Origin of the sequence: Pseudomonas sp. B22129, from assembly GCF_044218875.1 — a bacterium.
Lineage (GTDB): Bacteria > Pseudomonadota > Gammaproteobacteria > Pseudomonadales > Pseudomonadaceae > Aquipseudomonas.
This window is the reverse complement of sequence record NZ_CP162592.1, coordinates 2,065,896-2,087,500: the sequence shown is the minus strand read 5'-3', so window position 1 is coordinate 2,087,500 and position 21,605 is coordinate 2,065,896. Positions and strand designations below refer to the sequence as shown.

At 59.2% G+C, this 21,605-nt stretch carries 21 protein-coding genes and 1 rRNA gene (1 of these 22 only partly in view); 10 read left to right on the top strand and 12 right to left on the bottom strand.

What is annotated here, in order from left to right; translation table 11 throughout:
• Positions 1 to 626, bottom strand: a 16S ribosomal RNA gene (locus AB4P94_RS09435); it reaches 911 nt to the left of the window's first position.
• A gap of 553 nt (positions 627 to 1,179) precedes the next feature.
• The gene (gene tyrS / locus AB4P94_RS09430) at positions 1,180 to 2,379 is read right to left on the bottom strand and encodes a tyrosine--tRNA ligase (RefSeq protein ID WP_395610321.1); all 1,200 of its coding nucleotides are present in this window, start codon (positions 2,377 to 2,379) and stop codon (positions 1,180 to 1,182) included.
• A gap of 209 nt (positions 2,380 to 2,588) precedes the next feature.
• On the opposite strand from tyrS, the gene AB4P94_RS09425 reads away from it, so the two are divergent.
• Both AB4P94_RS09425 and AB4P94_RS09420 read left to right on the top strand, forming a co-directional pair.
• The gene (locus tag AB4P94_RS09425) at positions 2,589 to 4,001 is read left to right on the top strand and encodes a peptidoglycan DD-metalloendopeptidase family protein (RefSeq protein ID WP_395610320.1); all 1,413 of its coding nucleotides are present in this window, start codon (positions 2,589 to 2,591) and stop codon (positions 3,999 to 4,001) included.
• Between the two features lie 3 nt (positions 4,002 to 4,004).
• On the top strand, positions 4,005 to 5,096 hold the full coding sequence (locus AB4P94_RS09420; protein WP_395610319.1) for an anhydro-N-acetylmuramic acid kinase: 1,092 nt from the start codon (positions 4,005 to 4,007) through the stop codon (positions 5,094 to 5,096).
• 76 nt (positions 5,097 to 5,172) lie between these two features.
• Here the strand turns inward: AB4P94_RS09420 and erpA are convergent, their stop codons facing one another.
• Positions 5,173 to 5,523 carry an iron-sulfur cluster insertion protein ErpA gene (gene erpA / locus AB4P94_RS09415; protein ID WP_003176443.1) on the bottom strand — a complete coding sequence of 117 codons (351 nt, stop codon included), beginning with the start codon at positions 5,521 to 5,523 and terminating at the stop codon, positions 5,173 to 5,175.
• A gap of 165 nt (positions 5,524 to 5,688) precedes the next feature.
• Complete coding sequence (gene argC / locus AB4P94_RS09410) at positions 5,689 to 6,723, bottom strand: N-acetyl-gamma-glutamyl-phosphate reductase (protein ID WP_145157408.1); 1,035 nt, start codon at positions 6,721 to 6,723, stop codon at positions 5,689 to 5,691.
• Positions 6,724 to 6,859: 136 nt separating this feature from the next.
• Here argC and hemJ point away from each other — a divergent pair, with 136 nt between their 5' ends.
• From hemJ to coq7, 6 genes are all read left to right on the top strand, one after another.
• Positions 6,860 to 7,288 carry a protoporphyrinogen oxidase HemJ gene (gene hemJ / locus AB4P94_RS09405; RefSeq protein ID WP_395610318.1) on the top strand — a complete coding sequence of 143 codons (429 nt, stop codon included), beginning with the start codon at positions 6,860 to 6,862 and terminating at the stop codon, positions 7,286 to 7,288.
• Positions 7,289 to 7,312: 24 nt separating this feature from the next.
• Positions 7,313 to 8,275: an NAD(P)H-dependent flavin oxidoreductase gene (locus AB4P94_RS09400; protein WP_395610317.1), complete on the top strand. Its 963-nt coding sequence runs from the start codon at positions 7,313 to 7,315 to the stop codon at positions 8,273 to 8,275.
• A 70-nt stretch (positions 8,276 to 8,345) separates the two neighbouring features.
• Positions 8,346 to 9,308 (top strand): DUF805 domain-containing protein, encoded by a 963-nt coding sequence (locus AB4P94_RS09395; protein WP_395610316.1) that lies wholly within the window; start codon positions 8,346 to 8,348, stop codon positions 9,306 to 9,308.
• A 64-nt stretch (positions 9,309 to 9,372) separates the two neighbouring features.
• Positions 9,373 to 10,161 carry an SDR family NAD(P)-dependent oxidoreductase gene (locus AB4P94_RS09390; protein ID WP_395610315.1) on the top strand — a complete coding sequence of 263 codons (789 nt, stop codon included), beginning with the start codon at positions 9,373 to 9,375 and terminating at the stop codon, positions 10,159 to 10,161.
• Positions 10,162 to 10,207: 46 nt separating this feature from the next.
• A complete protein-coding gene (locus AB4P94_RS09385; RefSeq protein ID WP_395610314.1) occupies positions 10,208 to 10,546 on the top strand; it encodes a histidine triad nucleotide-binding protein in 339 nt (112 codons plus the stop codon).
• Positions 10,547 to 10,661: 115 nt separating this feature from the next.
• Positions 10,662 to 11,309 carry a 2-polyprenyl-3-methyl-6-methoxy-1,4-benzoquinone monooxygenase gene (gene coq7, locus AB4P94_RS09380; RefSeq protein WP_395610313.1) on the top strand — a complete coding sequence of 216 codons (648 nt, stop codon included), beginning with the start codon at positions 10,662 to 10,664 and terminating at the stop codon, positions 11,307 to 11,309.
• 51 nt (positions 11,310 to 11,360) lie between these two features.
• Here the strand turns inward: coq7 and AB4P94_RS09375 are convergent, their stop codons facing one another.
• A complete protein-coding gene (locus AB4P94_RS09375) occupies positions 11,361 to 11,783 on the bottom strand; it encodes an OsmC family protein (RefSeq protein WP_005792019.1) in 423 nt (140 codons plus the stop codon).
• 247 nt (positions 11,784 to 12,030) lie between these two features.
• Here AB4P94_RS09375 and crp point away from each other — a divergent pair, with 247 nt between their 5' ends.
• Positions 12,031 to 12,675 carry a cAMP-activated global transcriptional regulator CRP gene (gene crp, locus AB4P94_RS09370; protein ID WP_026083337.1) on the top strand — a complete coding sequence of 215 codons (645 nt, stop codon included), beginning with the start codon at positions 12,031 to 12,033 and terminating at the stop codon, positions 12,673 to 12,675.
• On the opposite strand, the gene AB4P94_RS09365 is transcribed toward crp, so the two are convergent.
• The 4 genes from AB4P94_RS09365 to AB4P94_RS09350 all read right to left on the bottom strand — a co-directional run bounded on the left by AB4P94_RS09365 (position 12,672) and on the right by AB4P94_RS09350 (position 16,007).
• Positions 12,672 to 13,367 carry a biotin/lipoate A/B protein ligase family protein gene (locus tag AB4P94_RS09365; RefSeq protein ID WP_395610312.1) on the bottom strand — a complete coding sequence of 232 codons (696 nt, stop codon included), beginning with the start codon at positions 13,365 to 13,367 and terminating at the stop codon, positions 12,672 to 12,674. The two genes, crp and AB4P94_RS09365, sit on opposite strands and share 4 nt — an antisense overlap.
• 154 nt (positions 13,368 to 13,521) lie before the next feature.
• Positions 13,522 to 14,358 (bottom strand): indole-3-glycerol phosphate synthase TrpC, encoded by an 837-nt coding sequence (gene trpC / locus AB4P94_RS09360; protein ID WP_395610311.1) that lies wholly within the window; start codon positions 14,356 to 14,358, stop codon positions 13,522 to 13,524.
• Positions 14,355 to 15,404: an anthranilate phosphoribosyltransferase gene (trpD, locus tag AB4P94_RS09355; RefSeq protein ID WP_106575502.1), complete on the bottom strand. Its 1,050-nt coding sequence runs from the start codon at positions 15,402 to 15,404 to the stop codon at positions 14,355 to 14,357. Before trpD ends, trpC begins: the two co-directional genes overlap by 4 nt.
• Positions 15,405 to 15,413: 9 nt before the next feature.
• A complete protein-coding gene (locus AB4P94_RS09350) occupies positions 15,414 to 16,007 on the bottom strand; it encodes an aminodeoxychorismate/anthranilate synthase component II (protein WP_219431131.1) in 594 nt (197 codons plus the stop codon).
• Positions 16,008 to 16,429: 422 nt separating this feature from the next.
• Here AB4P94_RS09350 and estP point away from each other — a divergent pair, with 422 nt between their 5' ends.
• The gene (estP, locus tag AB4P94_RS09345) at positions 16,430 to 18,352 is read left to right on the top strand and encodes an esterase EstP (protein WP_395610310.1); all 1,923 of its coding nucleotides are present in this window, start codon (positions 16,430 to 16,432) and stop codon (positions 18,350 to 18,352) included.
• Between the two features lie 136 nt (positions 18,353 to 18,488).
• Here estP and trpE read toward each other — a convergent pair whose 3' ends face one another.
• The 3 genes from trpE to rpe form a co-directional block, all read right to left on the bottom strand.
• On the bottom strand, positions 18,489 to 19,970 hold the full coding sequence (gene trpE, locus AB4P94_RS09340; protein ID WP_395610309.1) for an anthranilate synthase component I: 1,482 nt from the start codon (positions 19,968 to 19,970) through the stop codon (positions 18,489 to 18,491).
• Positions 19,971 to 20,038: 68 nt separating this feature from the next.
• Positions 20,039 to 20,857, bottom strand: coding sequence for a phosphoglycolate phosphatase (locus AB4P94_RS09335; protein WP_395610308.1), 819 nt, complete (start codon positions 20,855 to 20,857; stop codon positions 20,039 to 20,041).
• The gene (gene rpe / locus AB4P94_RS09330; protein ID WP_395610307.1) at positions 20,854 to 21,528 is read right to left on the bottom strand and encodes a ribulose-phosphate 3-epimerase; all 675 of its coding nucleotides are present in this window, start codon (positions 21,526 to 21,528) and stop codon (positions 20,854 to 20,856) included. The genes AB4P94_RS09335 and rpe overlap by 4 nt, the downstream gene beginning before the upstream one ends.
• Positions 21,529 to 21,605: the final 77 nt, after the last annotated feature.

Below are 21,605 nucleotides of genomic sequence, written 5' to 3'. Positions count from 1 at the left end.
AGTTCCCAGGTTGAGCCCGGGGATTTCACATCCAACTTAACAAACCACCTACGCGCGCTTTACGCCCAGTAATTCCGATTAACGCTTGCACCCTCTGTATTACCGCGGCTGCTGGCACAGAGTTAGCCGGTGCTTATTCTGTCGGTAACGTCAAAGCAGCAAAGTATTAATTTACTGCCCTTCCTCCCAACTTAAAGTGCTTTACAATCCGAAGACCTTCTTCACACACGCGGCATGGCTGGATCAGGCTTTCGCCCATTGTCCAATATTCCCCACTGCTGCCTCCCGTAGGAGTCTGGACCGTGTCTCAGTTCCAGTGTGACTGATCATCCTCTCAGACCAGTTACGGATCGTCGCCTTGGTGAGCCATTACCTCACCAACTAGCTAATCCGACCTAGGCTCATCTGATAGCGCAAGGCCCGAAGGTCCCCTGCTTTCTCCCGTAGGACGTATGCGGTATTAGCGTCCGTTTCCGAACGTTATCCCCCACTACCAGGCAGATTCCTAGGCATTACTCACCCGTCCGCCGCTCTCAAGAGAAGCAAGCTTCTCTCTACCGCTCGACTTGCATGTGTTAGGCCTGCCGCCAGCGTTCAATCTGAGCCATGATCAAACTCTTCAGTTCAAACATCTTTGGGTTTTTAAGAAACCCTAAACTTGGCTCAGCAATCGTTGGTTACATCTTTGATTTCTCGCGGAGTAACTTGTGATGCTGATAATCTTGTTGACTATCAGTCTGACTCCACAAGCACCCACACGAATTGCTTGATTCAGTTGTTAAAGAGCGGTTGGTTAAGATCTTTCGTCTCAACCGAGGCGCGCATTCTACAGCAGCCTCATTTGCTGTCAAGTGATTATTTTCAGAAGTTTTCGAAGATTTCTTCAACAACTTCAACCACTTGCGCTTCCGATCTCTCGTTAGCGGGAGGCGAATTCTACAGCGTTACACGCTGCTGTCAACACCTCTTTTTCTCCGCTTTCGACCGAGAAGATCGAAACGTTAATAGAGCCAAACAACACCGCTCTATCAACTCCTTCTGGGCTTCGATGAACTGAAGCAACTCGCTGTCGAATCTCGCATAACTCTTTGTTTACCAAGGAGTTTTCCGTTTCGACTGCGCCGGAAGTGGGGCGAATTATAGACAGATATAAAACGCCGTCAACACCTAATTTCAGTTTTATTCGGATTTGAGCGTAATACGCGCAAATGCCTTCTTGCCAGCCTGACAAACGTGGGTCGCGCCCAATTCGTATATAAAGGTGCGATCCACAACCTCACCATCTATACGCACACCACCGGAACCCAACAGGTCACGTGCAACCGCCGAGTTCTTCACCAGGCCTGCCTTATTAAGGACGGCGGCAATCGGCATTGCTTCTGCAGCAGTCAGCTCGATCTCCGGCAGATCATCCGGCAGCTCGCCATCCTTCATGCGGTTACCCGCAGCACGGTGAGCGTTCGCCGCAGCCTCTTCACCATGGAAACGAGCAACAATCTCTTCGGCCAGCTTGATCTTCACGTCACGCGGATTGGCACCCGCCTCGACTTCAGCGCGCAGCGCATTGATTTCATCCATCGAGCGGAAGCTCAACAGCTCGAAATAACGCCACATCAACGCATCCGGAATCGAAACCAGCTTGCCGTACATGACGCCCGGCGCCTCCTGGATACCAACATAGTTACCCAAGGACTTGGACATCTTCTTGACGCCATCCAACCCTTCGAGCAACGGCATGGTCAGAATGCACTGAGCCTCTTGCCCGTATGCACGCTGCAGCTCACGCCCCATCAACAGGTTGAACTTCTGATCAGTTCCGCCCAACTCAACGTCCGCACGCAACGCAACCGAGTCATACCCTTGAACCAACGGGTAGAGGAACTCATGAATAGCGATTGGCTGATTGGTTGAGTAGCGCTTATCGAAGTCATCGCGCTCAAGCATGCGCGCGACAGTGTACTGGGAGGTCAGGCGAATAAAGTCGGCCGGCCCCATCTGATCCATCCAAGTGGAGTTGAACGCTACTTCGGTCTTGGCCGGATCAAGAATCTTGAATACCTGGGTCTTGTAGGTCTCGGCATTATCAAGAACCTGCTCACGCGTCAGCGGCGGACGTGTAGCACTCTTTCCGCTCGGATCACCGATCATCCCGGTGAAGTCACCTATAAGGAAGATGACCTGATGCCCCAGCTCCTGGAATTGACGCAGCTTATTAATAAGGACGGTATGACCCAGGTGCAAATCCGGCGCCGTCGGATCAAAGCCGGCCTTGATACGCAGGGGCAGGCCGCGCTTGAGCTTTTCGACCAGCTCAGCCTCGACCAACAGTTCTTCCGCACCACGTTTTATCAGCGCTAGCTGCTCTTCAACCGACTTCATAACAGACCCGCAAGGCTCAGATTCAAAAGGGAACCAACCATACAAGATCACGGACTAATTACAAGTTTTGTCCTGCGTACGGGCACCGTTCAGCAAGCCCGGCATTCGCAAGCTTGCGCCACAGATGATTTGGTTATATTTTATACAGTTATTTCATCTTCATCATGTCATTCATCTTTTCCATTTCATCTTCAAAGTCAAAATTACTTATGACCACAGAACCGTCTAAAGCGCCGCCGCTTTACCCGAAGACCCACTTGCTCGCCGCAAGTGGTATCGCCGCCCTTCTCAGCCTGGCACTCCTGGTATTCCCTTCCAGTGACGTAGAAGCCAAACGAACATCCCTGAGCCTTGACCTGGAAAGTCCAGTTGAACAACTGACACAAGATCAAGACGCTTCCGACGCGCAACAAGCCACAAACGCACCGACAGAATCCCCGTTTGCACAAATAGAAAACACACCCGAAGACACTAAACAGGCCGCCCAGGAGCCGCCTGCACCGGTCGTCGCCAAAAACCCCCAGCACCGCGAAGTGATCGTTGCCAAGGGCGACACATTGTCAACGCTCTTCGAGAAGGTCGGCCTGCCTGCTGCAACTGTTAATGAGGTCTTGGCCAGCGATAAACAAGCCAAGCAGTTCACCCAGCTCAAACACGGTCAGAAACTGGAGTTTGAATTCACTCCCGACGGCCAGCTGAACAACCTGCACAGCAGCGTCAGCGACCTCGAAAGCATCACCCTGACCAAAGGCGCCAAAGGCTTCGCCTTCAATCGCGTCACCACCAAACCGGTGATGCGCTCCGCTTACGTGCACGGCGTAATCAACAGCTCGCTGTCGCAATCCGCCGCCCGCGCCGGCTTATCCCACAGCATGACCATGGACATGGCCAGCGTGTTTGGCTACGACATCGACTTCGCCCAAGACATCCGCCAGGGTGACGAATTCGACGTGATCTACGAACAGAAAGTCGCCAACGGCAAAGTGGTCGGCACCGGTGCCATTCTTTCCGCGCGCTTCACCAACCGCGGCAAGACCTACACCGCCGTTCGCTACACCAATAAACAAGGCAACAGCAGCTACTACACTGCCGACGGCAACAGTATGCGCAAGGCCTTCATCCGCACCCCGGTGGACTTCGCTCGCATCAGCTCGCGCTTCTCCATGGGGCGCAAGCACCCTATTCTGAACAAAATCCGCGCCCACAAAGGCGTCGACTATGCCGCCCCACGCGGCACACCAATCAAGGCAGCCGGTGATGGCAAGGTGTTACTGGCCGGGCGCCGCGGTGGCTACGGCAACACGGTGATCATCCAGCACGGCAACACCTACCGCACGCTGTATGGCCACATGCAGGGCTTCGCCAAGGGCGTGTCCACCGGCAGCAACGTGAAGCAAGGCCAAGTGATTGGCTATATCGGCACCACGGGCCTGTCTACCGGCCCACACTTGCACTATGAGTTTCAGGTCAACGGCGTCCACGTCGACCCGCTCGGCCAGAAGCTGCCAATGGCTGATCCAATCGCCAAGGCCGAGCGCGCGCGCTTCCTGCAACAAAGCCAACCGCTGATGGCGCGTATGGATCAGGAACGCTCCACCCTGCTTGCTTCGGCGAAGCGTTAAGGCATGCCGCTCTATCTAGGTGTGATGTCCGGGACCAGCCTTGATGGCCTGGATATCGCCCTGATCAGGCAGGACTCGGCGATCAATCTGATCGCCACCCACTACATTCCCATGCCCGTTAGCCTGCGCGCCGAGCTGCTTGGCCTGTGCGCCAGCGGCCCAGACGAGATCGCCCGCTCGGCGATTGCCCAGCAACACTGGGTGACACTGGCTGCCCAAGGCATCCATACCTTGCTGGAGCAGCAGAACCTCAAGCCACAAGACGTTCGCGCGATTGGCAGCCACGGACAGACCATCCGCCATGAGCCCGCGCGTGGTTTCACTGTTCAGATAGGTAACCCTGCGTTACTCACTGAGCTGACCGGCATCACCGTCGTCAGCGACTTCCGCAGCCGCGACGTAGCCGCTGGCGGCCAAGGCGCGCCCTTGGTGCCTGCCTTTCATGAAGCGCTGTTTGGTGAGCACACCGGCAACCGCGCCGTATTGAACGTCGGCGGGTTCAGCAACCTCAGCTTGATCGAGACCGGCAAGCCCGTGGCCGGCTTCGACTGCGGCCCGGGCAATGTTTTGCTGGACGCCTGGATTCATCACCAACGTGGCGAGCACTTTGATCGCGATGGCCAATGGGCCGCCAGTGGCAAGGTTGAACCTCAGTTGCTCAACACCCTGCTGAGCGATTCCTTCTTCCAGACCAAAGGCCCGAAAAGCACGGGGCGCGAAGTGTTCAACCTGGGCTGGCTGCAACAACACCTCGCCCGATTGCCTGCGTTTGAGCCCCAGGATGTCCAGGCCACCCTGCTGGAACTCACTGCGCTGACGGTCGTTGAGTCTCTGCAATCTGCGCAATCGAACACTGAAACCCTGCTGATCTGCGGCGGCGGCGCGCATAACGCCACGCTGATGAACCGCCTGGCTGCGCTGTTACCGGCCACACAGGTCAGTAGCACGACCAGTTACGGCGTGGACCCCGACTGGGTCGAAGCCATGGCCTTCGCCTGGCTCGCCCATTGCTGCCTCGAAGGCATTGCCGCCAACCGCCCCAGCGTCACCGGCGCACGCGGGCTTCGGGTATTGGGCGCGATTTACCCGGCATAACCTGCGGACACAAAAACGCCGCTTGGCCTATCAAAGCCAAGCGGCGTTTTTTATGCCTTGTGAATCAGGCTATCGATCAGATCGAGAACGAAGACCCGCAACCACAGGTCGTGGTGGCATTCGGGTTCTTGATCACGAATCGCGAACCTTCCAGACCTTCCTGGTAATCCACCTCTGCGCCTGCCAAATACTGGAAGCTCATCGGGTCCACAACCAGGCTGACGCCCTCACGCTCGACAATGGTGTCGTCGTCGGCCACGTCTTCATCGAAGGTAAAACCGTACTGAAACCCTGAACAACCGCCGCCCGTAACAAATACGCGCAGCTTCAAGCGATCATTACCCTCTTCATCGACCAGGCTCTTCACCTTGTGCGCAGCACCGTGGGTGAATTGCAAAGCCGTGGGGGTGAAGGACTCAACGCTCATGCTGATAATCTCCCGGCGTACCGCCGCCATATGCGTAATGACGGGCATTATCCGCTTCTCCTAGAAAAGCGGTCAACTATTGTTACGGTATATCAATCGGCGCTAGCGCCATTAAAAACACAAAAGGCCCGATCAACGGGCCTTTTGCGCAACAGCGAAAACCGCTTAAGGCAGCATGCCTGCGTGGGACAGACCGAGCTTCTCGTCCAGGCCAAACAGGATGTTCAAGTTCTGCACCGCCTGGCCCGACGCGCCTTTAACCAGGTTGTCGATCACCGACAGCACCACCACCAGGTCGCCATCCTGTGGACGGTGCACGGCAATCCGGCACACGTTCGCGCCGCGTACGCTACGCGTTTCCGGATGACTGCCAGCCGGCATCACGTCGACGAATGGTTCGTTGGCATAACGCTTTTCAAACAATGCCTGCAGGTCTACCGAGCGATCAACGACCGTTGCGTACAACGTGGAGTGAATGCCACGAATCATAGGGGTCAAGTGCGGCACGAAGGTCAGGCCCACGTCCTTGCCCGCTGCACGACGCAAACCCTGGCGAATTTCCGGCAAGTGACGATGCCCTTTTACCGCGTAAGCCTTCATGCTTTCCGACGTCTCGGAGTACAGCGAACCTACGGCGGCACCACGGCCGGCGCCGCTGACGCCTGACTTGCAGTCAGCGATCAAACGCGAAGTATCCGCCAACCCAGCTTCCAGCAGCGGTAGGAAACCCAGCTGCGTCGCGGTTGGATAGCAACCCGGCACAGCAATCAGGCGCGCTTGCTTGATCTGTTCACGGTTGACTTCCGGCAGGCCGTAAACAGCCTCTTCCAGCAACTGCGGCGCACCGTGCGGCTGGCCGTACCACTTGGCCCACTCGTCAGCGTCTTGCAGACGGAAGTCAGCCGACAGGTCGATGACCTTGGTGCCGGCGGCCAGCAGTTCACCCGCCAGCGCATGGGCAACACCGTGGGGCGTGGCAAAGAACACTACATCGCAGGCGCCCAGGGTCTTGATGTCCGGAACGCTGAATGCCAGGCCGTCGTAGTGGCCTCGCAGGTTCGGGTACATGTCGGCCACGGCGAGCCCGGCCTCGGATCGGGAGGTGATCACCACGACCTCAGCTTGCGGATGCTGAGCCAACAGACGCAGCAATTCGACACCGGTGTAACCCGTGCCGCCGACGATACCGACCTTGACCATAAACCTGCCCTCAACGAACCCACTGGAAAGCCGTCGATAATAGGGGCCGTATCGTCCTGCGACAACCGCCAACGTGACGTATGGGCGCATGAGCCACTACTATCTTCAGTTACCGTGAACCTGGGAATAACTAGAAATGCTCTATCTATGGGTCAAAGCCTTCCACATCGTCAGCATCGTCTGCTGGTTTGCCGGGCTGTTCTACCTGCCACGCCTGTTCGTCTACCACGCCCAAAGCGAGGACACCGTCGGCAAGGAACGCTTCAGCGTCATGGAGCGCAAGCTCTACCGCGGCATCATGGGCCCGGCGATGATCGCCACGCTGATTTTCGGCGGCTGGCTGATCTACCTGAACCCGAGCATTTTTCACTCCGGCGCCTGGATCCACGCCAAGCTGACTCTCGTGGTACTGCTGATCGGCTACCACCATATGTGCGGCGCGCAGGTAAAACGTTTTGCCCGTGGCGAAAACACCCGCAGCCATGTCTTTTATCGCTGGTTCAATGAAGTGCCGGTTCTGATATTGCTGGCTATCGTAATTTTGGTCGTGGTCAAACCGTTCTAACTTCAATCACACGGGGTACCTCCAATGTCGCTGCCCGCTTCTCTTGAACAACACCTGCGTTTGCCCGTCGTGGTGGCGCCGATGTTCCTGATCTCCAACCCGCAACTGGTCCTGGCCTGCTGTCGCAACGGAGTGATCGGGAGTTTCCCGGCGCTCAACCAGCGTGAGAGCAGCGGCTTCAAAGCCTGGCTGGAAGAAATCGAAGCAGGCCTGGCGCAGCTGGATAACCCCGCGCCGTATGCCGTGAACCTGATCGTGCACAACAGCAACCCACGGCTGGAGGCTGACCTGGCGATCTGCGTCGAGCACAAGGTGCCGATCGTCATTACCAGCCTGGGCGCGGTCAAAGAACTCGTGGACGCCGTACACAGCTACGGCGGCCTGGTCTTTCATGACGTCACCACCCGGCGCCATGCCGAGAAAGCCGCAGAGGCCGGCGTGGACGGGCTGATCGCCGTGGCCGCAGGCGCTGGCGGGCATGCCGGCACCTGGAGCCCCTTCGCGCTGATCGCCGAAATCCGCCAGTTCTTCGATAAAACCCTGCTGCTGGCCGGCTGCCTCAACCACGGGCACGAAGTTCTCGCCGCGCAATTGCTTGGCGCAGACCTTGCCTATTTCGGCACGCGGTTTATCGGTACCACCGAAAGCCATGCACCGGATGCCTATAAGGAGATGCTGCTCACATCCCGCGCCGCCGACATCGTGCACACTCCAGCAGTCTCCGGTGTGCCCGCCAGCTTTATGCGCCAAAGCCTGGAAAACGCCGGTTTCGACCTCGCCGCCTTGCAGGGCAAAGGCGAAGTCAACTTCGGTTCCAAGCTCAAGCCGTTAAGCGACGAAGCCAAAGCGTGGAAAACCGTGTGGTCTGCCGGCCAGGGCGTCGGTGAGATTGATGACTTGCCAAGCGTCGATGAACTCGTTGCACGCCTGGATGCCGAATATCGCAAGGCACGTGAGCATGCTGCGCAGTTACACTGGCCACGCTGACAACCGACAGGCTAGCCGATAAGAGCCGGCCTGCATTCTTCCTTCCTGATCAAGTGACAAGGATGCCCGCATGAGCGACAACCGTTTCAAGATTGTATTTGATGGAGCCTTGCTCCCGGGTGTCGAAAGCACCACGGCCAAGCTGAACCTCGCCGAGCTGTTCAAAAGCGATGTCGCCGCTATCGAAAAGCTCTTCACCGGCCGCCCGGTGGCACTCAAACGCGACCTCTCGCGCAGTGATGCAGAAACCTACCTCACTGCGTTGAAGAACGCCGGGGTTGATGCCCGTATCGAAGAAGAGCAGCCCGTGGCCTTCAACCTGGCTGAAACCCATGAGACAGATTCCTCCGCTTCAGACTTCTCGCGCCCTGCCGCTTCGCCCTATGCACCGCCGCGTGCTGCCGTGGGTGAGAGCCATGCGGAGTATTCAACACTCAAGGTGTTTACCATTCACGGGCGCATCGGGCGTCTGCGCTACCTGGCCTGGACCCTGGTACTGACCCTCGCGTTGTTGGTGGCCGGCGGTATTATTTCCACTGCCAGCTTTGCCGTAGCGACCGCCTCGCCGACCGCTGGCATCATTCTTGGCTCGTTGCTGGGCTTTGCATTGTTTGTTGCGCTTGTGTGGGTCAGCGTGCAAATCGGCGTGCAACGCCTGCACGATCTGGGGTGGTCAGGCTGGCTGTACCTGTTGAACCTGGTGCCGCTGGTGAACAGCATCTTCCCGCTTTTGCTGCTGGTGCTGCCGGGTAACACCGGTGCCAACCAATATGGCCCGCCTCCGCCGCGCAACTCCACTGCGGTAAAAGTCCTGGCCACAGCCTGGCTGGCATTCCTCCCGATTGTGTTTGCCATCGTGTTCGCACTGGGCATGAACGGCTACCTGAACCAACTCGAAGCCAACATGGACAGCAGCTACGAAAGCAGCTCCATCAACGCGGATGACGACACCGACCAAAGCGTTATCGTTGATGAAGTAGAAGTGCAAAGTGCTGACGACACAGCCGAACCTGTAGACTCTCCAAAACAGTGAAGAAACGCCCGACCGCCTGTGACGCCTCTGTCACAGGCCCGGCGGCGTTGCGATGGAGAAAGGCATGACCCGTTACGCTCTGATCACCGGCGCCTCCAGCGGCATTGGCCTGGCTTTGGCCGAAGCCCTGGCCCGTCGCGGCCGCAGCTTGATTCTGGTGGCCCGCCAGCGTGATCAGTTGGAAAGCATCGCAATTGAATTGACCCAACGCTTCGGCGTCGAGGTGCTGTTTCGGGCCTGCGACCTGGGCGAGCCACTGCGTTTGTCCGGGTTCCTGCTGGAGCTTGAGGAAGGCGAGCGGCAGATCGACCTGCTCGTTAACTGCGCTGGCATGGGCACGAGCGGGCCGTTCCTGGCCCAGGACTGGATGACCGAACAGGACCTGATCGAAGTCAACGTGCTGGCCCTCACCCGTATGTGCCATGCCCTCGGCAATGCGATGGCCCTGCATGGCGGCGGGCAGATTCTCAACGTGGCGTCGGTTGCCGCCTTCCAGCCCGGCCCGTGGATGAGCAGCTACTACGCCAGCAAAGCGTACGTGCTGCACTTTTCCGAAGGCTTGCGCGAAGAATTGAAAACCAGCGGCATCAAGGTCTCGGTGCTCTGCCCCGGCCCTACCCGCACAGCGTTTTTCGGCACCGCGCAAATGGACACCGCCAAGCTCGATCGCAGCGCACAATTGATGAGCCCGGAAGAAGTTGCGCTCCACACCGTGCGCGCCCTGGAAAAAAACAAAGCCATCATCATTCCCGGTCGGCGCAACCGCTGGCTGGCCTTCAGCCCGCGCTTGAGCCCGCGCTGGCTGACCCGCAAGATTGCCGGCGCCATCAACAAGGCTTATTGCTCACGTTGACCGCCTGGGTAAACTTCCCCTGTACTTTCACAATGGAGAAACAGCTGTGGATACTCTGTTCACCAAGATCATCAACCGGGAAATACCGGCGGACATCATCTATGAAGACGACCAGATTCTGGCCTTCAAAGATATTTACCCTGCAGCCCCTGTGCACTTTCTGGTCATTCCGAAAAAACACATCGCTACGCTCAATGACCTGACCGAAGAAGATAAGGCCCTGGCCGGGCACATCTTGTTTACCGCCCAGCGTCTGGCACTCGAGCAAGGCTGTGAAGAAGGCTTCCGCCTGGTGATGAACTGCAACCCCAAAGGCGGCCAGACCGTTTATCACATCCACATGCATGTACTGGGTCAGCGCCAGATGAACTGGCCGCCGGGCTGATATTACCTGTGGCAAGGGAGCTTGCTCCCTCGCCACAAAGGCAAATTGACTCAGCGCAAACGCTTCCCCCTCTCTTGCGGTAAACTGGCCGCCGAGATTCTTCCCGGAGGTCAGCATGACTACCCAACGTCACTACTCGCCAATTGACCGTCTGTTGCTGCAAGCCGACATGGCCATGCGCACGCTGTTGCCGTTCAGCGGCCAGCCGTACCGCCCATCACCAGCCATCGTGCAGCCCGACGTGCAGATGAGCGAGACCGAGACTCGCCATGTCGCCGGCCTGATGCGCATCAACCATACCGGCGAAGTCTGTGCCCAGGCGCTGTACCAGGGCCAGGCGCTGACGGCCAAGCTGCCTCAGGTACGTGCCGCGATGGAACATGCCGCCGAGGAAGAAATCGATCACCTGGCCTGGTGCGAACAACGCATACGCCAGTTGGGCAGCCACCCAAGCGTACTCAACCCGCTGTTTTATGGTTTGTCGTTCGGCATCGGCGCCGCCGCCGGCCTGATCAGCGACAAAGTCAGCCTCGGTTTTGTGGCCGCCACCGAACACCAAGTGTGCAAGCACCTGGATGAACATCTGGAACAACTGCCGGCTGAAGACGAAAAGTCCCGGGCCATCCTTGAGCAGATGCGCATCGATGAAGAGCACCACGCAGAAAGCGCGCTGGATGCCGGCGGTTTCCGTTTCCCGGCGCCGGTGCGGTTTGGCATGAGCGTGTTGGCCAAGGTCATGACCAAAAGCACTTACCGAATCTGAACCACAAAAAAGGGCGCCCGCAAGGCGCCCTTTTCATTGGCGAACCCGCCATCAACCCAGCTCGATAATCTCGTAATCATGGGTGATTGCCACACCGGCCGCGCCGAGCATGATCGAGGCCGAGCAGTATTTCTCTGCCGAGAGCTCAATGGCGCGCTTGACCTGAGCTTCCTTCAACGCCCGCCCCTTCACCACAAAATGCATGTGGATCTTGGTAAACACTTTTGGATCTTCAGTGGCGCGCTCGGCTTCCAGGAACGCTTCGCAGCTTTCCACGGCCTGGCGGGACTTCTTCAGGATGCTGACGACGTCGAAATTGCTGCAACCGCCTACGCCCAGAAGGAGCATTTCCATCGGGCGTACGCCCAGGTTACGGCCCCCGGCTTCCGGCGGGCCGTCCATGACGACCACATGGCCACTGCCCGACTCACCGAGAAACATGGCCTCGCCCGCCCATTGGATGCGTGCCTTCATCGCCCAGACTCCACTGCTAAAAAAGGGTCGCCAGCTTAGCACAGGGCCTTCAAACCGCAGCGCCCCGCATGAAAGCGATCAATGACCACGTTTAGCCAACAAATTCGCTGATCGAGTCAGAATGTGTCTGGTAAGCTGGCGCCAATTCAATGGCGCATTGCCATCCTTTGTATGGTGCGTATCAATGTTGATACCGCCGGATAAAAACAACGCCAACTACACCGTGCAGTCTTTTCGGGATACAACCATGGTTGCTCTTACTCCCACACCCAAGATCAAGAATCTCGACAAATTGTTGATGCACTGCCAACGCCGGCGCTACCCGGCCAAGCACAACATCATTTGCGCAGGCGAACGCTCCGAAACACTGTTCTTCATCATCAAAGGCTCCGTCACCATCCTGATCGAGGATGAGGACGGCCGCGAGATGATCATCGCCTATCTCAACACCGGAGATTTTTTTGGGGAACTGGGGCTGTTCGAACAAGCCGGCAAGGAACAGGAACGCAGCGCATGGGTACGCGCCAAGGTCGAGTGCGAAGTCGCCGAGATCAGCTATACGAAGTTTCGCGAACTGGCCCAGCATGACCCTGACATCCTGTACGCCCTGAGCGGTCAGATTGCCCAGCGCTTGCGCGATACCACACGCAAAGTCGGCGACCTGGCCTTCTTTGATGTTACCGGCCGCGTGGCCCGCTGCCTGCTGGAGCTGTGCAAGCAGCCCGACGCGATGACTCACCCGGACGGCATGCAGATCAAAGTCACACGCCAGGAAATCGGGCGCATTGTCGGCTGCTCACGGGAGATGGTCGGCCGCGTGCTCAAGGACCTGGAAGAACGCAACCTGGTGCACGTCAAAGGCAAAACGATGGTGGTGTTTGGTACGCGTTAAGCCGGCAGGAATCTGGCCAGCATCTGACGGTACAAGGCATCCAGCCGGGTGATTGCATCCGGCGCCAGGAAAGCTTCATGCAGCGCAATGTGGCTATCGGCGCGAACGCGCTGGTCGAGGCCACAGGCTTCATTGAAGCGATTGACCGCCGCGATCAATTCCACGCGGTCGTCGTCCAGCAACAAAGCGCCATGCACCAACCCCACCGGGCGGCCGCCGCTCTGCCGCCAGCGCTGGGCGGTGCCGACCATTTTGCGGCCATTGAGATTGACGTTGTAGCGACCGTCGCAGAACGCACCGTCGATTTCACCCACCGAGGCGTCGCCGCCCAATTCGATCAGTAAATCGCAGATCGGCTGGCACAAGCGCTGGTAACCGGTTTCGATTCGTCCTTGATCGCCTTCGCTGCGGGGCGGCGCATAAACCAACGCGATATTGACGGTCGCAGCCGACTGCGGCACCGGCTCGCCACCGGTTTCGCGCAGCAATACCGGCCAGCCGGCGTCCGCCGAGACTTTACTGGCAGTTTCAAAGGCGGGAAGGCGGTTCAAGCGACGCGGCATTACCAAGGCTTGATCGTTGGGCTGCCAGAACAGCAGGCCAAACCCCTGTTCGCCGGCACACACGGCAGCGAGCAAGGTTTGCTCGGCGGCAAGCCCGGCTTCAACCGTCATCCTTACTGGCTGAATCATCGAACACCTACCTTTCTGAATAAACACAAAACAAATGTGGGAGCTGGCTTGCCTGCGATGGCGTCACCTCGGTCTACCTGATGTACCGAGGTGCCTGTATCGCAGGCAAGCCAGCTCCCACATAAAGCAGCCAATACACCGGCTGACTTTCACATCAATCCAGTGTCGAACCACTCACCGCCACGCCGCGCTCCGGGAAGAACAGACGCTGCAGTTCCGCCCCCGGGTTCTCGGCGCGCATGAAGGTTTCGCCCACCAGGAACGAGTAAACCCCACTGATTTCCATCAACTCCACGTCGGCACGGTTGACGATGCCGCTCTCGGTAATCACCAGGCGGTCGCGTGGAATGCGCGGCAGCAGGTCGAGAGTGTTTTCCAGGCTGACTTCGAAGGTGTGCAGGTTGCGGTTGTTAACCCCCACCAGCGGTGTGTCGAGGGTTTTCAGCGCGCGTTCCAGTTCATCACCGTCGTGCACTTCGACCAGCACGTCGAGACCGACGCCTTTGGCCACGGCCGCCAGCTCGGCCATCTTCACGTCATCCAGAGCGGAGACGATCAGCAGCACACAGTCGGCGCCCAGGGCACGGGCTTCGACGATCTGGTACGGGTCGACCATGAAGTCCTTGCGGATCACCGGCAACTTGCACGCAGCGCGAGCCTGTTGCAGGAACAGGTCGGAACCCTGGAAGTAGTCGATATCGGTCAGCACCGACAAGCACGTCGCGCCGCCCTTCTCGTAGCTGGCGGCGATCTCCGCCGGCACGAAGTGTTCGCGGATCACGCCTTTACTCGGCGAGGCTTTCTTGACCTCAGCAATCACCGCCGGCTGCTTGAGCTTGGCCTGGGCGATCAGTGCGTTGGCAAAGCCGCGCGGTGCGTCGGCGAGTTTTGCCTGGGCTTCCAGCTCGGCCAGGCTGACGCGCGCGCGGCGCTCAGCCACTTCTTCAGCCTTGCGGGCCAGGATTTTTTCCAGAACGGTCGGAACACTCATCCTTCATTCTCCATCTTGAATACTGCGGTGAATGCTCCCAGCTCTTCGAGCTTCTCGCGAGCCAGACCGGTGTGCAGTGCATCGTGGGCCAAGGCGACACCCTCTTTAAGACTATAGGCGTGGTCCGCCGCATACAGCGCAGCGCCCGCATTCAATACAATCATCTCTGCGGCTTTTTGACCGTTCTCGGTCTTGCGACGCCCCAAGGCATCGCGAATCAGCTCCAGGGAGGCCGCCGGGCTTTCCACCGACAGGCCATGCAAACTCTGGCTTTTCATGCCCAAGTCTTCAGGCTCGACCCAATATTCGGTGACCTGATCATTCTTCAGCTCTGCCACAAAGGTCGGCGCGGCCAGGCTGAATTCGTCCAGGCCATCTTTGGAATGCACCACCAGCACATGCTTGCTGCCCAGGCGTTGCAAGACTTCGGCCAATGGCCGGCACAATGCCTGGCTGAACACACCGACGACCTGATGTTTCACACCGGCCGGATTCGTAAGCGGGCCGAGCATGTTGAACAGGGTGCGCAGGCCGAGGTCCTTGCGCGGGCCGGCGGCGTGTTTCATCGCGCCGTGGTGGGACTGGGCAAACATAAAGCCAATGCCGACGCTGTCGATGCAGCGCGCCACTTGTACTGGCGTCAGGTTCAAGTAGATCCCGGCCGCCTCCAGCAAGTCGGCACTGCCGCTTTTGCCGGAGACCGCACGGTTACCGTGTTTGGCCACGGTGCAGCCGGCAGCCGCAACCACAAAAGAAGACGCCGTCGAAACGTTGAAAATATTTGCACCGTCACCACCGGTGCCGACCACATCGACTACACCGTCGAGGGTCTTGAGTTCGACCTTGTCCGCCAATTCGCGCATCACTGAAACAGCGCCGACAATTTCGTCGATGCTCTCACTCTTCATGCGCATGGCCATCATGAATGCGCCGATCTGTGCGTCGGTGCATTGACCGGTCATGATCTCGCGCATCACATCGCTCATTTCAGCGGTGCTCAGGTCCAGGTGGCCGACGATACGGCTCAGGGCAGTCTTGATATCCATGGAAAGTCCTTAGCGCGTGCCGCCGCTCTGCTTGAGAAAGTTGGCGAACAGCTCGTAGCCCTGCTCGGTCAGGATCGATTCAGGGTGAAATTGCACCCCCTCGATGTTCAGTGTCTTGTGGCGCAGGCCCATGATCTCGTCGACCGAGCCGTCTTCCAGCTGGGTCCAGGCCGTCAGTTCCAGGCATTCCGGCAGGGTTTCACGCTTGACCACCAGCGAATGGTAGCGGGTCACGGTGACCGGCAGGTTCAGGCCCTGAAATACGCCGAGGTCCTTATGGAATACCGGGCTGGTCTTGCCGTGCATCACCTGGCGCGCGCGCACCACGTCACCGCCAAAGGCCTGGCCGATGGACTGATGGCCCAGGCACACGCCGAGGATCGGCAACTTGCCGGCGAAATACTGGATGGCTTCCAGGGAAATGCCCGCCTCGGTCGGCGTGCACGGGCCGGGCGAAACCACGATGCGCTCGGGGTTCAGGGCGGCAATTTCGGCGACCGTCAGCTCATCGTTGCGCACCACCTTGACCTCGGCGCCAAGCTCACCCAGGTACTGCACAACGTTGTAGGTAAAGGAATCGTAGTTATCAATCATCAGCAACATGTGGGTTCAAACCTCTTGAATTCACTGATTTCGAATGACCGCCTTCCAAGAGAGTGACCCGCTGCCAGACGCACGTTCCGGTTGCCGGTGTTAGCTGGCAAGGGGCGTCAAACAAGGGGTGAAGAAGGCAAATCGGTACAGGTCCGGCCGGGCCGGCAGAGAAAATGTCAGGCGCGCCAACGCCAACGGGCGTGTGCCTTGACTACTCGCATCAAGAGTTTGCTGATGATCAACACGGGGAGGGTCTCATTCATACGTTGGGGCACAGTAACGTAGCCTCGCCAGCGGTGCAATATGGAGCAGCGAATACGGGGGAATCGCTACAGAGTCTTTATAGGAAAAAACTGTTTTCTTAACGGAAAAGCCTGAATACATTGTCAGTGTTTCGTTTCCGATACAAAAACAACTAAATGGAATTTTGCATGCTTAGAGCTCCGTTGTTCGCGCCCCTCGCCGGCTGCCTGCTGTCACTGGCTTGCGCACAGGCATTTGCTGCACCTTCGCCCTACTCGACCATGGTGGTTTTTGGCGACAGCCTGGCTGACGCCGGCCAGTTCCCTGATGGTTCGAAAGGGGCCACCTTGCGCTTCACCAACCGCACCGGCCCGACCTTCCAGGGCGACTATGGCCTGGTTTCATCAACCTTGCTGGGCTCAAAACTGGGCGTCGCGCCCAATGACCTGAATGCCTCCACCTCGCCGGTTCGCGCAGCACAAGGCTTGCCTGACGGAAACAACTGGGCAGTGGGCGGCTACCGTACCGACAACATCCTCGACTCCATCACCTCGGTGTCCAACGCAGCGATTCCACCCGGCAACCCCGGTGGCGGCACGGTATTGCGCAGTCGCCAAGGCTATCTACCGGCGAACGGTGGCCTCGCAGATCCGAACGCACTGTATTTCCTCTCCGGTGGCGGCAACGACTTCCTGCAAGGCCGCGTACTCAGCCCCGGCCAAGCCGTCGCCGCCGGCGGACGCCTGGCCGACAGCGCCCAAGCCCTGCAACAGGCCGGCGCGCGCTACATCATGGTGTGGATGCTGCCCGACCTGGGCCTGACCCCAGCCATCAACGGCACACCGCTGCAGGCGTCGAGTTCGGCCCTGAGCAACATTTTCAACCAGGCGCTGATACAACGCCTGTCGCAGATCGATGCCCAGGTTATCCCGCTGAATATCCCGCTGCTGCTGAAGGAAACCTTCGCCGACCCGGCGCGTTTCGGCCTGGCCACCGGGCAAAACCTCACCGGCACCTGTTTCAGCGGCAATGGCTGCACCGCCAACACGACCTACGGGATTGGCGGCACCAACCCGGACCCGACCAAGCTGATCTACAACGACTCGGTGCACCCTACCATCGCCGGGCAACGCCTGATCGCCGATTACGCCTACTCGCTGCTGGCCGCCCCTTGGGAACTGACCTTGCTGCCGGAAATGGCCCAAGGCACTTTGCGCGCCCACCAGGACGAACTGCGCAACCAGTGGCAAGCCGACAACGGCGCCTGGCAAGCCGTCGGGCAATGGCGCGCCATCGTCGCCGGTGGCGGCCAGCACCTGGACTTCGATAACCAAAGCAGCTCGGCCAGCGCCGACGGCAGCGGTTACAACCTGAACGTCGGCGGCAGCTACCGCCTCGACGAAAACTGGCGTGTCGGCGTAGCTGCCGGGTTGTATCGCCAGACCCTCGAAGCCGGCGCCAGTGATTCGGACTACAAGCTCAACAGCTACATGGGCACCGCGTTCGCGCAATACCAGGAAAACCACCTGTGGGCCGACGCCGCACTGACCGCCGGAAAGCTAGACTTCGACAGCCTCAAGCGCAAATTCGCCCTGGGCGTCAGCGAAGGCTCGGAGAAAGGCGACACCGACGGCTGGCTGTGGGCCTTGAGCGCGCGCTTGGGCTATGACATTGCCGGGGCCGGCAGTGACTGGCATCTGTCGCCGTTCATCAGCGCCGACTACGCGCGGGTTGAAGTCGATGGCTATTCGGAAAAGGACAACCGCTCCACGGCGCTGACCTTCGATGACCAGCAACGCGACTCCAAACGCCTCGGTGTTGGCCTGCAAGGCAGTTACCGCATCACCCCGCAAACCCAGGTGTTTGGCGAAGTGGCCCACGAGCATGAGTTTGAAAACGACACGCAGAAGGTGAAGATTTCACTCAACAGCGTGCCGGGCATCGACTTCAAGCTGGACGGCTACACGCCGCGCAGCAATTCGGATCGCTTGAGCCTGGGTGTGAGCCACAAGCTCACTCAGGAGTTGGCGCTACGGGCGGCGTATAACGTGAGGAAGGATGACAACCTGACTCAGCAAGGCGTCAGTGTCGGGGTGAGCCTGGATTTCTAAACTGCTCGTAAGATCAGCGAAAAACCAATGTGGGAGCGGGCTTGCTCGCGAATGCGGTGTATCAGCTACACATCCAGTGGCTGACACTCTGCCTTCGCGAGCAAGCCCGCTCCCACAGTTGGATCTACATCTGGCTTTAGCTCTGCGGGGTCTGTTCAGCCAGCGCCACCGCACGGAACATCGCGCGGCGTTTGTTCAGGGTTTCTTCCCATTCCAGCGCCGGCACCGAATCGGCCACAATCCCGCCGCCCGCCTGCACATGCAGCTCGCCGTCCTTGATCACCGCCGTGCGGATCGCGATCGCGGTGTCCATGTTGCCGTTCCAAGCGAAATACCCCACGGCGCCGCCGTACACGCCACGCTTGACCGGCTCCAGCTCGTCGATGATTTCCATCGCGCGAATCTTCGGCGCGCCCGACAAGGTGCCGGCCGGCAGAATCGCGCGCAGCGCGTCCATGGCGGTCAAGCCTTCCTTCAGCTCGCCGGTGACGTTGGACACGATGTGCATCACGTTGGAATAACGCTCAATGACCATCTTCTCGGTGAGCTTCACCGAACCGATTTCCGAAACGCGCCCGGTGTCATTGCGGCCCAGGTCGATGAGCATCAAGTGCTCGGCGATTTCCTTGTCGTCGCTGAGCAAATCTTCTTCCAGCGCCAGGTCGGCCTCTTCGGTCGCGCCACGCGGGCGAGTCCCGGCAATCGGGCGCACGGTGATCAGGTTGTCTTCGACGCGCACCAGCACTTCGGGCGAGCTGCCCACCACGTGGAAGTCGCCAAAGTTGAAGAAATACATGTAGGGCGTCGGGTTGAAGCACCGCAGCGCACGGTACAGGTCAATCGGCGCGGCCTTGAAGTCGATGGACATGCGCTGCGACGGCACCACTTGCATGCAGTCACCGGCGAGGATGTATTCCTTGATGGTGTCGACCGCACGCTCGTAGTCATTTTGGGTAAAGCTGGAGCGAAACACCGGGTCAGCGGCCGGCGGACGGCTGAGGTCCAGGCCACGACGCGGGGTGATCGGCTGGCGCAGTTTTTCCAGCAGGGCTTCGAGGCTGGCCTGGCCTTGTTCGAACGCGTCGGATTGCGACGGATCGGCGAGGACAATCGCGTGCATCTTGCCGGCGAGGTTGTCGAACACCACCACTGCGTCGGAGACCATCAGCAGAATGTCCGGCACACCCAGCGGATCGGGGTTCGGGCATTTGCCCAGGCGTTTTTCCACGTAACGCACGCAGTCATAGCCGAAGTAACCCACCAGGCCACCGTTGAAACGCGGCAAGCCCGCGATGGTCGGCACGTTGTAGCGCGCCTTGAAGGCTTCGACGAAGGCGAGCGGGTCTTCAACATCGTGGCTTTCGATCTCGACGCCATCGTGGGTGATGCTCACGTGGTGGTCGTGCACCCGCAGCACAGTGCGGCACGGCAGGCCGATGATCGAGTAACGCCCCCACTTCTCGCCGCCCTGTACCGATTCCAACAGATAGGAATTGGGCTCGTCGGCCAGTTTCAGGTAGATCGACAGCGGCGTGTCGAAGTCGGCCAGGGTTTCGCAGGCCATGGGAATACGGTTGTAGCCGGCAGCGGCCAAACGCAGGAATTCTTCGCGGATCATGAGGTGCCTCGTGGCTTGAGGGTCAAACGGTCAGATGTGCAAACGTGCCGCAGCGCGGCAGGGATCAGTCAGGCGCGCCAACGCCAGCGGGCCAGGGCCTTGATGACTTTCATCCAGAGTTTGCGAGTGACCACCACGATGGGATTTCCAGAAGGGGTTGGTTCGATGTCGGGCAACGTTATCTCAGCGCCCGCTCCCAAGCAACCGGGGATTAGCAGGCGCAAGTCATCAATGACCAGCGCCGGTGATTCTTCGGCGATCGGCCGGCCATGGTTGTAGCCGTAACTCAAGGCCACGCACTGCACGCCCGCCGCTTTCGCCGCCAGCACATCACTGCGCGAGTCACCGACAAACAACGACTGCGAGGCCGGGATATTGGCCATTTTCATTACAAAAAAAAGCGCCGCCGGGTCGGGTTTCTTCTGCGGCAAGGTATCGCCGCCGATGATCCAGCGAAAATACCGGCCGATCTTCATCTGGTCCAACAGCGGCGCGACAAAGCGCTCCGGCTTGTTGGTGATCAGGGCCATTTCCACACCTTGCTTGTGCAGCCACTTGAGAGTGTCGCGCACGCCGGGGTAAACCACGGTCAGTTCGTGGCCGTCTTCATAGGCAGCGTTGAACAGCTCAAGCGCGTGCTCGGCTTCCACCTCATCGACCCCTTCGGCATCAATGTGATTGGCCAGGGCCCGACGCACGAGCATCTGCACCCCGTTGCCCACCCATAAGCGCACCGGCTCAGGCCCCACCGGCTTACGCCCCAGTTTGAGCAGCATCTGGTCCACCGCCGCCGCCAGGTCCGGCACCGAGTCGATCAAGGTACCGTCCAGATCGAACATCACCAGCCGTGGCAGTTTGCCGGGGAATAGCTGCTCGAAACCGCTCATGGACGCGCCAGCGCCAGTTCGGCCCGCATCTTGTCGATGACGGCCTGGTAGTCCGGGGCGTTGAAGATCGCCGAGCCGGCGACGAAGGTATCAGCGCCCGCCGCGGCGATTTCGCGGATGTTGTTGACGTTGACCCCGCCGTCGATTTCCAGGCGAATGTCACGGCCCGAGGCGTCGATCAGCGCGCGGGCTTCGCGCAGCTTGTTCAGGGTGCCGGGAATGAACTTCTGCCCGCCGAAACCCGGGTTGACGCTCATCAGCAAGACCATGTCGACCTTGTCCATCACGTACTCAAGCACGCTCAGCGGGGTGGCCGGGTTGAACACCAGGCCCGCCTTGCAGCCGCCTTCGCGGATCAATTGCAGGGTGCGGTCAACGTGCAGCGTGGCTTCCGGGTGGAAGGTGATGTAAGTCGCGCCGGCTTCGATGAAGTCACCGACGATGCGGTCCACCGGGCTGACCATCAGGTGCGCATCGATGGGGGCGGTGACGCCGTACTTGCGCAGCGCCGCGCAGACCATCGGACCGATGGTCAGGTTGGGCACGTAGTGGTTGTCCATGACATCGAAGTGCACGAAGTCGGCACCGGCGGCCAAAACCTTATCCACTTCCTCACCCAGGCGGGCGAAATCGGCGGAGAGAATCGATGGAGCAATGACGAAGGGCTGCATGACGCACCTTTTTGAGCTAAATCACGATGGCGCGCATTGTATACCTCATGCTTTGCCGCGCGCACCGTGACCTGATT

Bases quoted from the DNA above. Each gene is read 5' to 3' on its own strand.
- AB4P94_RS09335 (WP_395610308.1), bottom strand. From the start codon at position 20,857: ATGAGCGGTTTCGAGCAGCTATTCCCCGGCAAACTGCCACGGCTGGTG.
- hemJ (WP_395610318.1), top strand. From the start codon at position 6,860: ATGCTCTATCTATGGGTCAAAGCCTTCCACATCGTCAGCATCGTCTGC.
- trpC (WP_395610311.1), bottom strand. From the start codon at position 14,358: ATGAGTGTTCCGACCGTTCTGGAAAAAATCCTGGCCCGCAAGGCTGAA.
- AB4P94_RS09350 (WP_219431131.1), bottom strand. From the start codon at position 16,007: ATGTTGCTGATGATTGATAACTACGATTCCTTTACCTACAACGTTGTG.
- AB4P94_RS09400 (WP_395610317.1), top strand. From the start codon at position 7,313: ATGTCGCTGCCCGCTTCTCTTGAACAACACCTGCGTTTGCCCGTCGTG.
- estP (WP_395610310.1), top strand. From the start codon at position 16,430: ATGCTTAGAGCTCCGTTGTTCGCGCCCCTCGCCGGCTGCCTGCTGTCA.
- AB4P94_RS09420 (WP_395610319.1), top strand. From the start codon at position 4,005: ATGCCGCTCTATCTAGGTGTGATGTCCGGGACCAGCCTTGATGGCCTG.
- trpD (WP_106575502.1), bottom strand. From the start codon at position 15,404: ATGGATATCAAGACTGCCCTGAGCCGTATCGTCGGCCACCTGGACCTG.
- crp (WP_026083337.1), top strand. From the start codon at position 12,031: ATGGTTGCTCTTACTCCCACACCCAAGATCAAGAATCTCGACAAATTG.
- trpE (WP_395610309.1), bottom strand. From the start codon at position 19,970: ATGATCCGCGAAGAATTCCTGCGTTTGGCCGCTGCCGGCTACAACCGT.
- AB4P94_RS09390 (WP_395610315.1), top strand. From the start codon at position 9,373: ATGACCCGTTACGCTCTGATCACCGGCGCCTCCAGCGGCATTGGCCTG.
- AB4P94_RS09375 (WP_005792019.1), bottom strand. From the start codon at position 11,783: ATGAAGGCACGCATCCAATGGGCGGGCGAGGCCATGTTTCTCGGTGAG.
- AB4P94_RS09395 (WP_395610316.1), top strand. From the start codon at position 8,346: ATGAGCGACAACCGTTTCAAGATTGTATTTGATGGAGCCTTGCTCCCG.
- tyrS (WP_395610321.1), bottom strand. From the start codon at position 2,379: ATGAAGTCGGTTGAAGAGCAGCTAGCGCTGATAAAACGTGGTGCGGAA.
- argC (WP_145157408.1), bottom strand. From the start codon at position 6,723: ATGGTCAAGGTCGGTATCGTCGGCGGCACGGGTTACACCGGTGTCGAA.
- erpA (WP_003176443.1), bottom strand. From the start codon at position 5,523: ATGAGCGTTGAGTCCTTCACCCCCACGGCTTTGCAATTCACCCACGGT.
- AB4P94_RS09365 (WP_395610312.1), bottom strand. From the start codon at position 13,367: ATGATTCAGCCAGTAAGGATGACGGTTGAAGCCGGGCTTGCCGCCGAG.
- rpe (WP_395610307.1), bottom strand. From the start codon at position 21,528: ATGCAGCCCTTCGTCATTGCTCCATCGATTCTCTCCGCCGATTTCGCC.
- coq7 (WP_395610313.1), top strand. From the start codon at position 10,662: ATGACTACCCAACGTCACTACTCGCCAATTGACCGTCTGTTGCTGCAA.
- AB4P94_RS09425 (WP_395610320.1), top strand. From the start codon at position 2,589: ATGACCACAGAACCGTCTAAAGCGCCGCCGCTTTACCCGAAGACCCAC.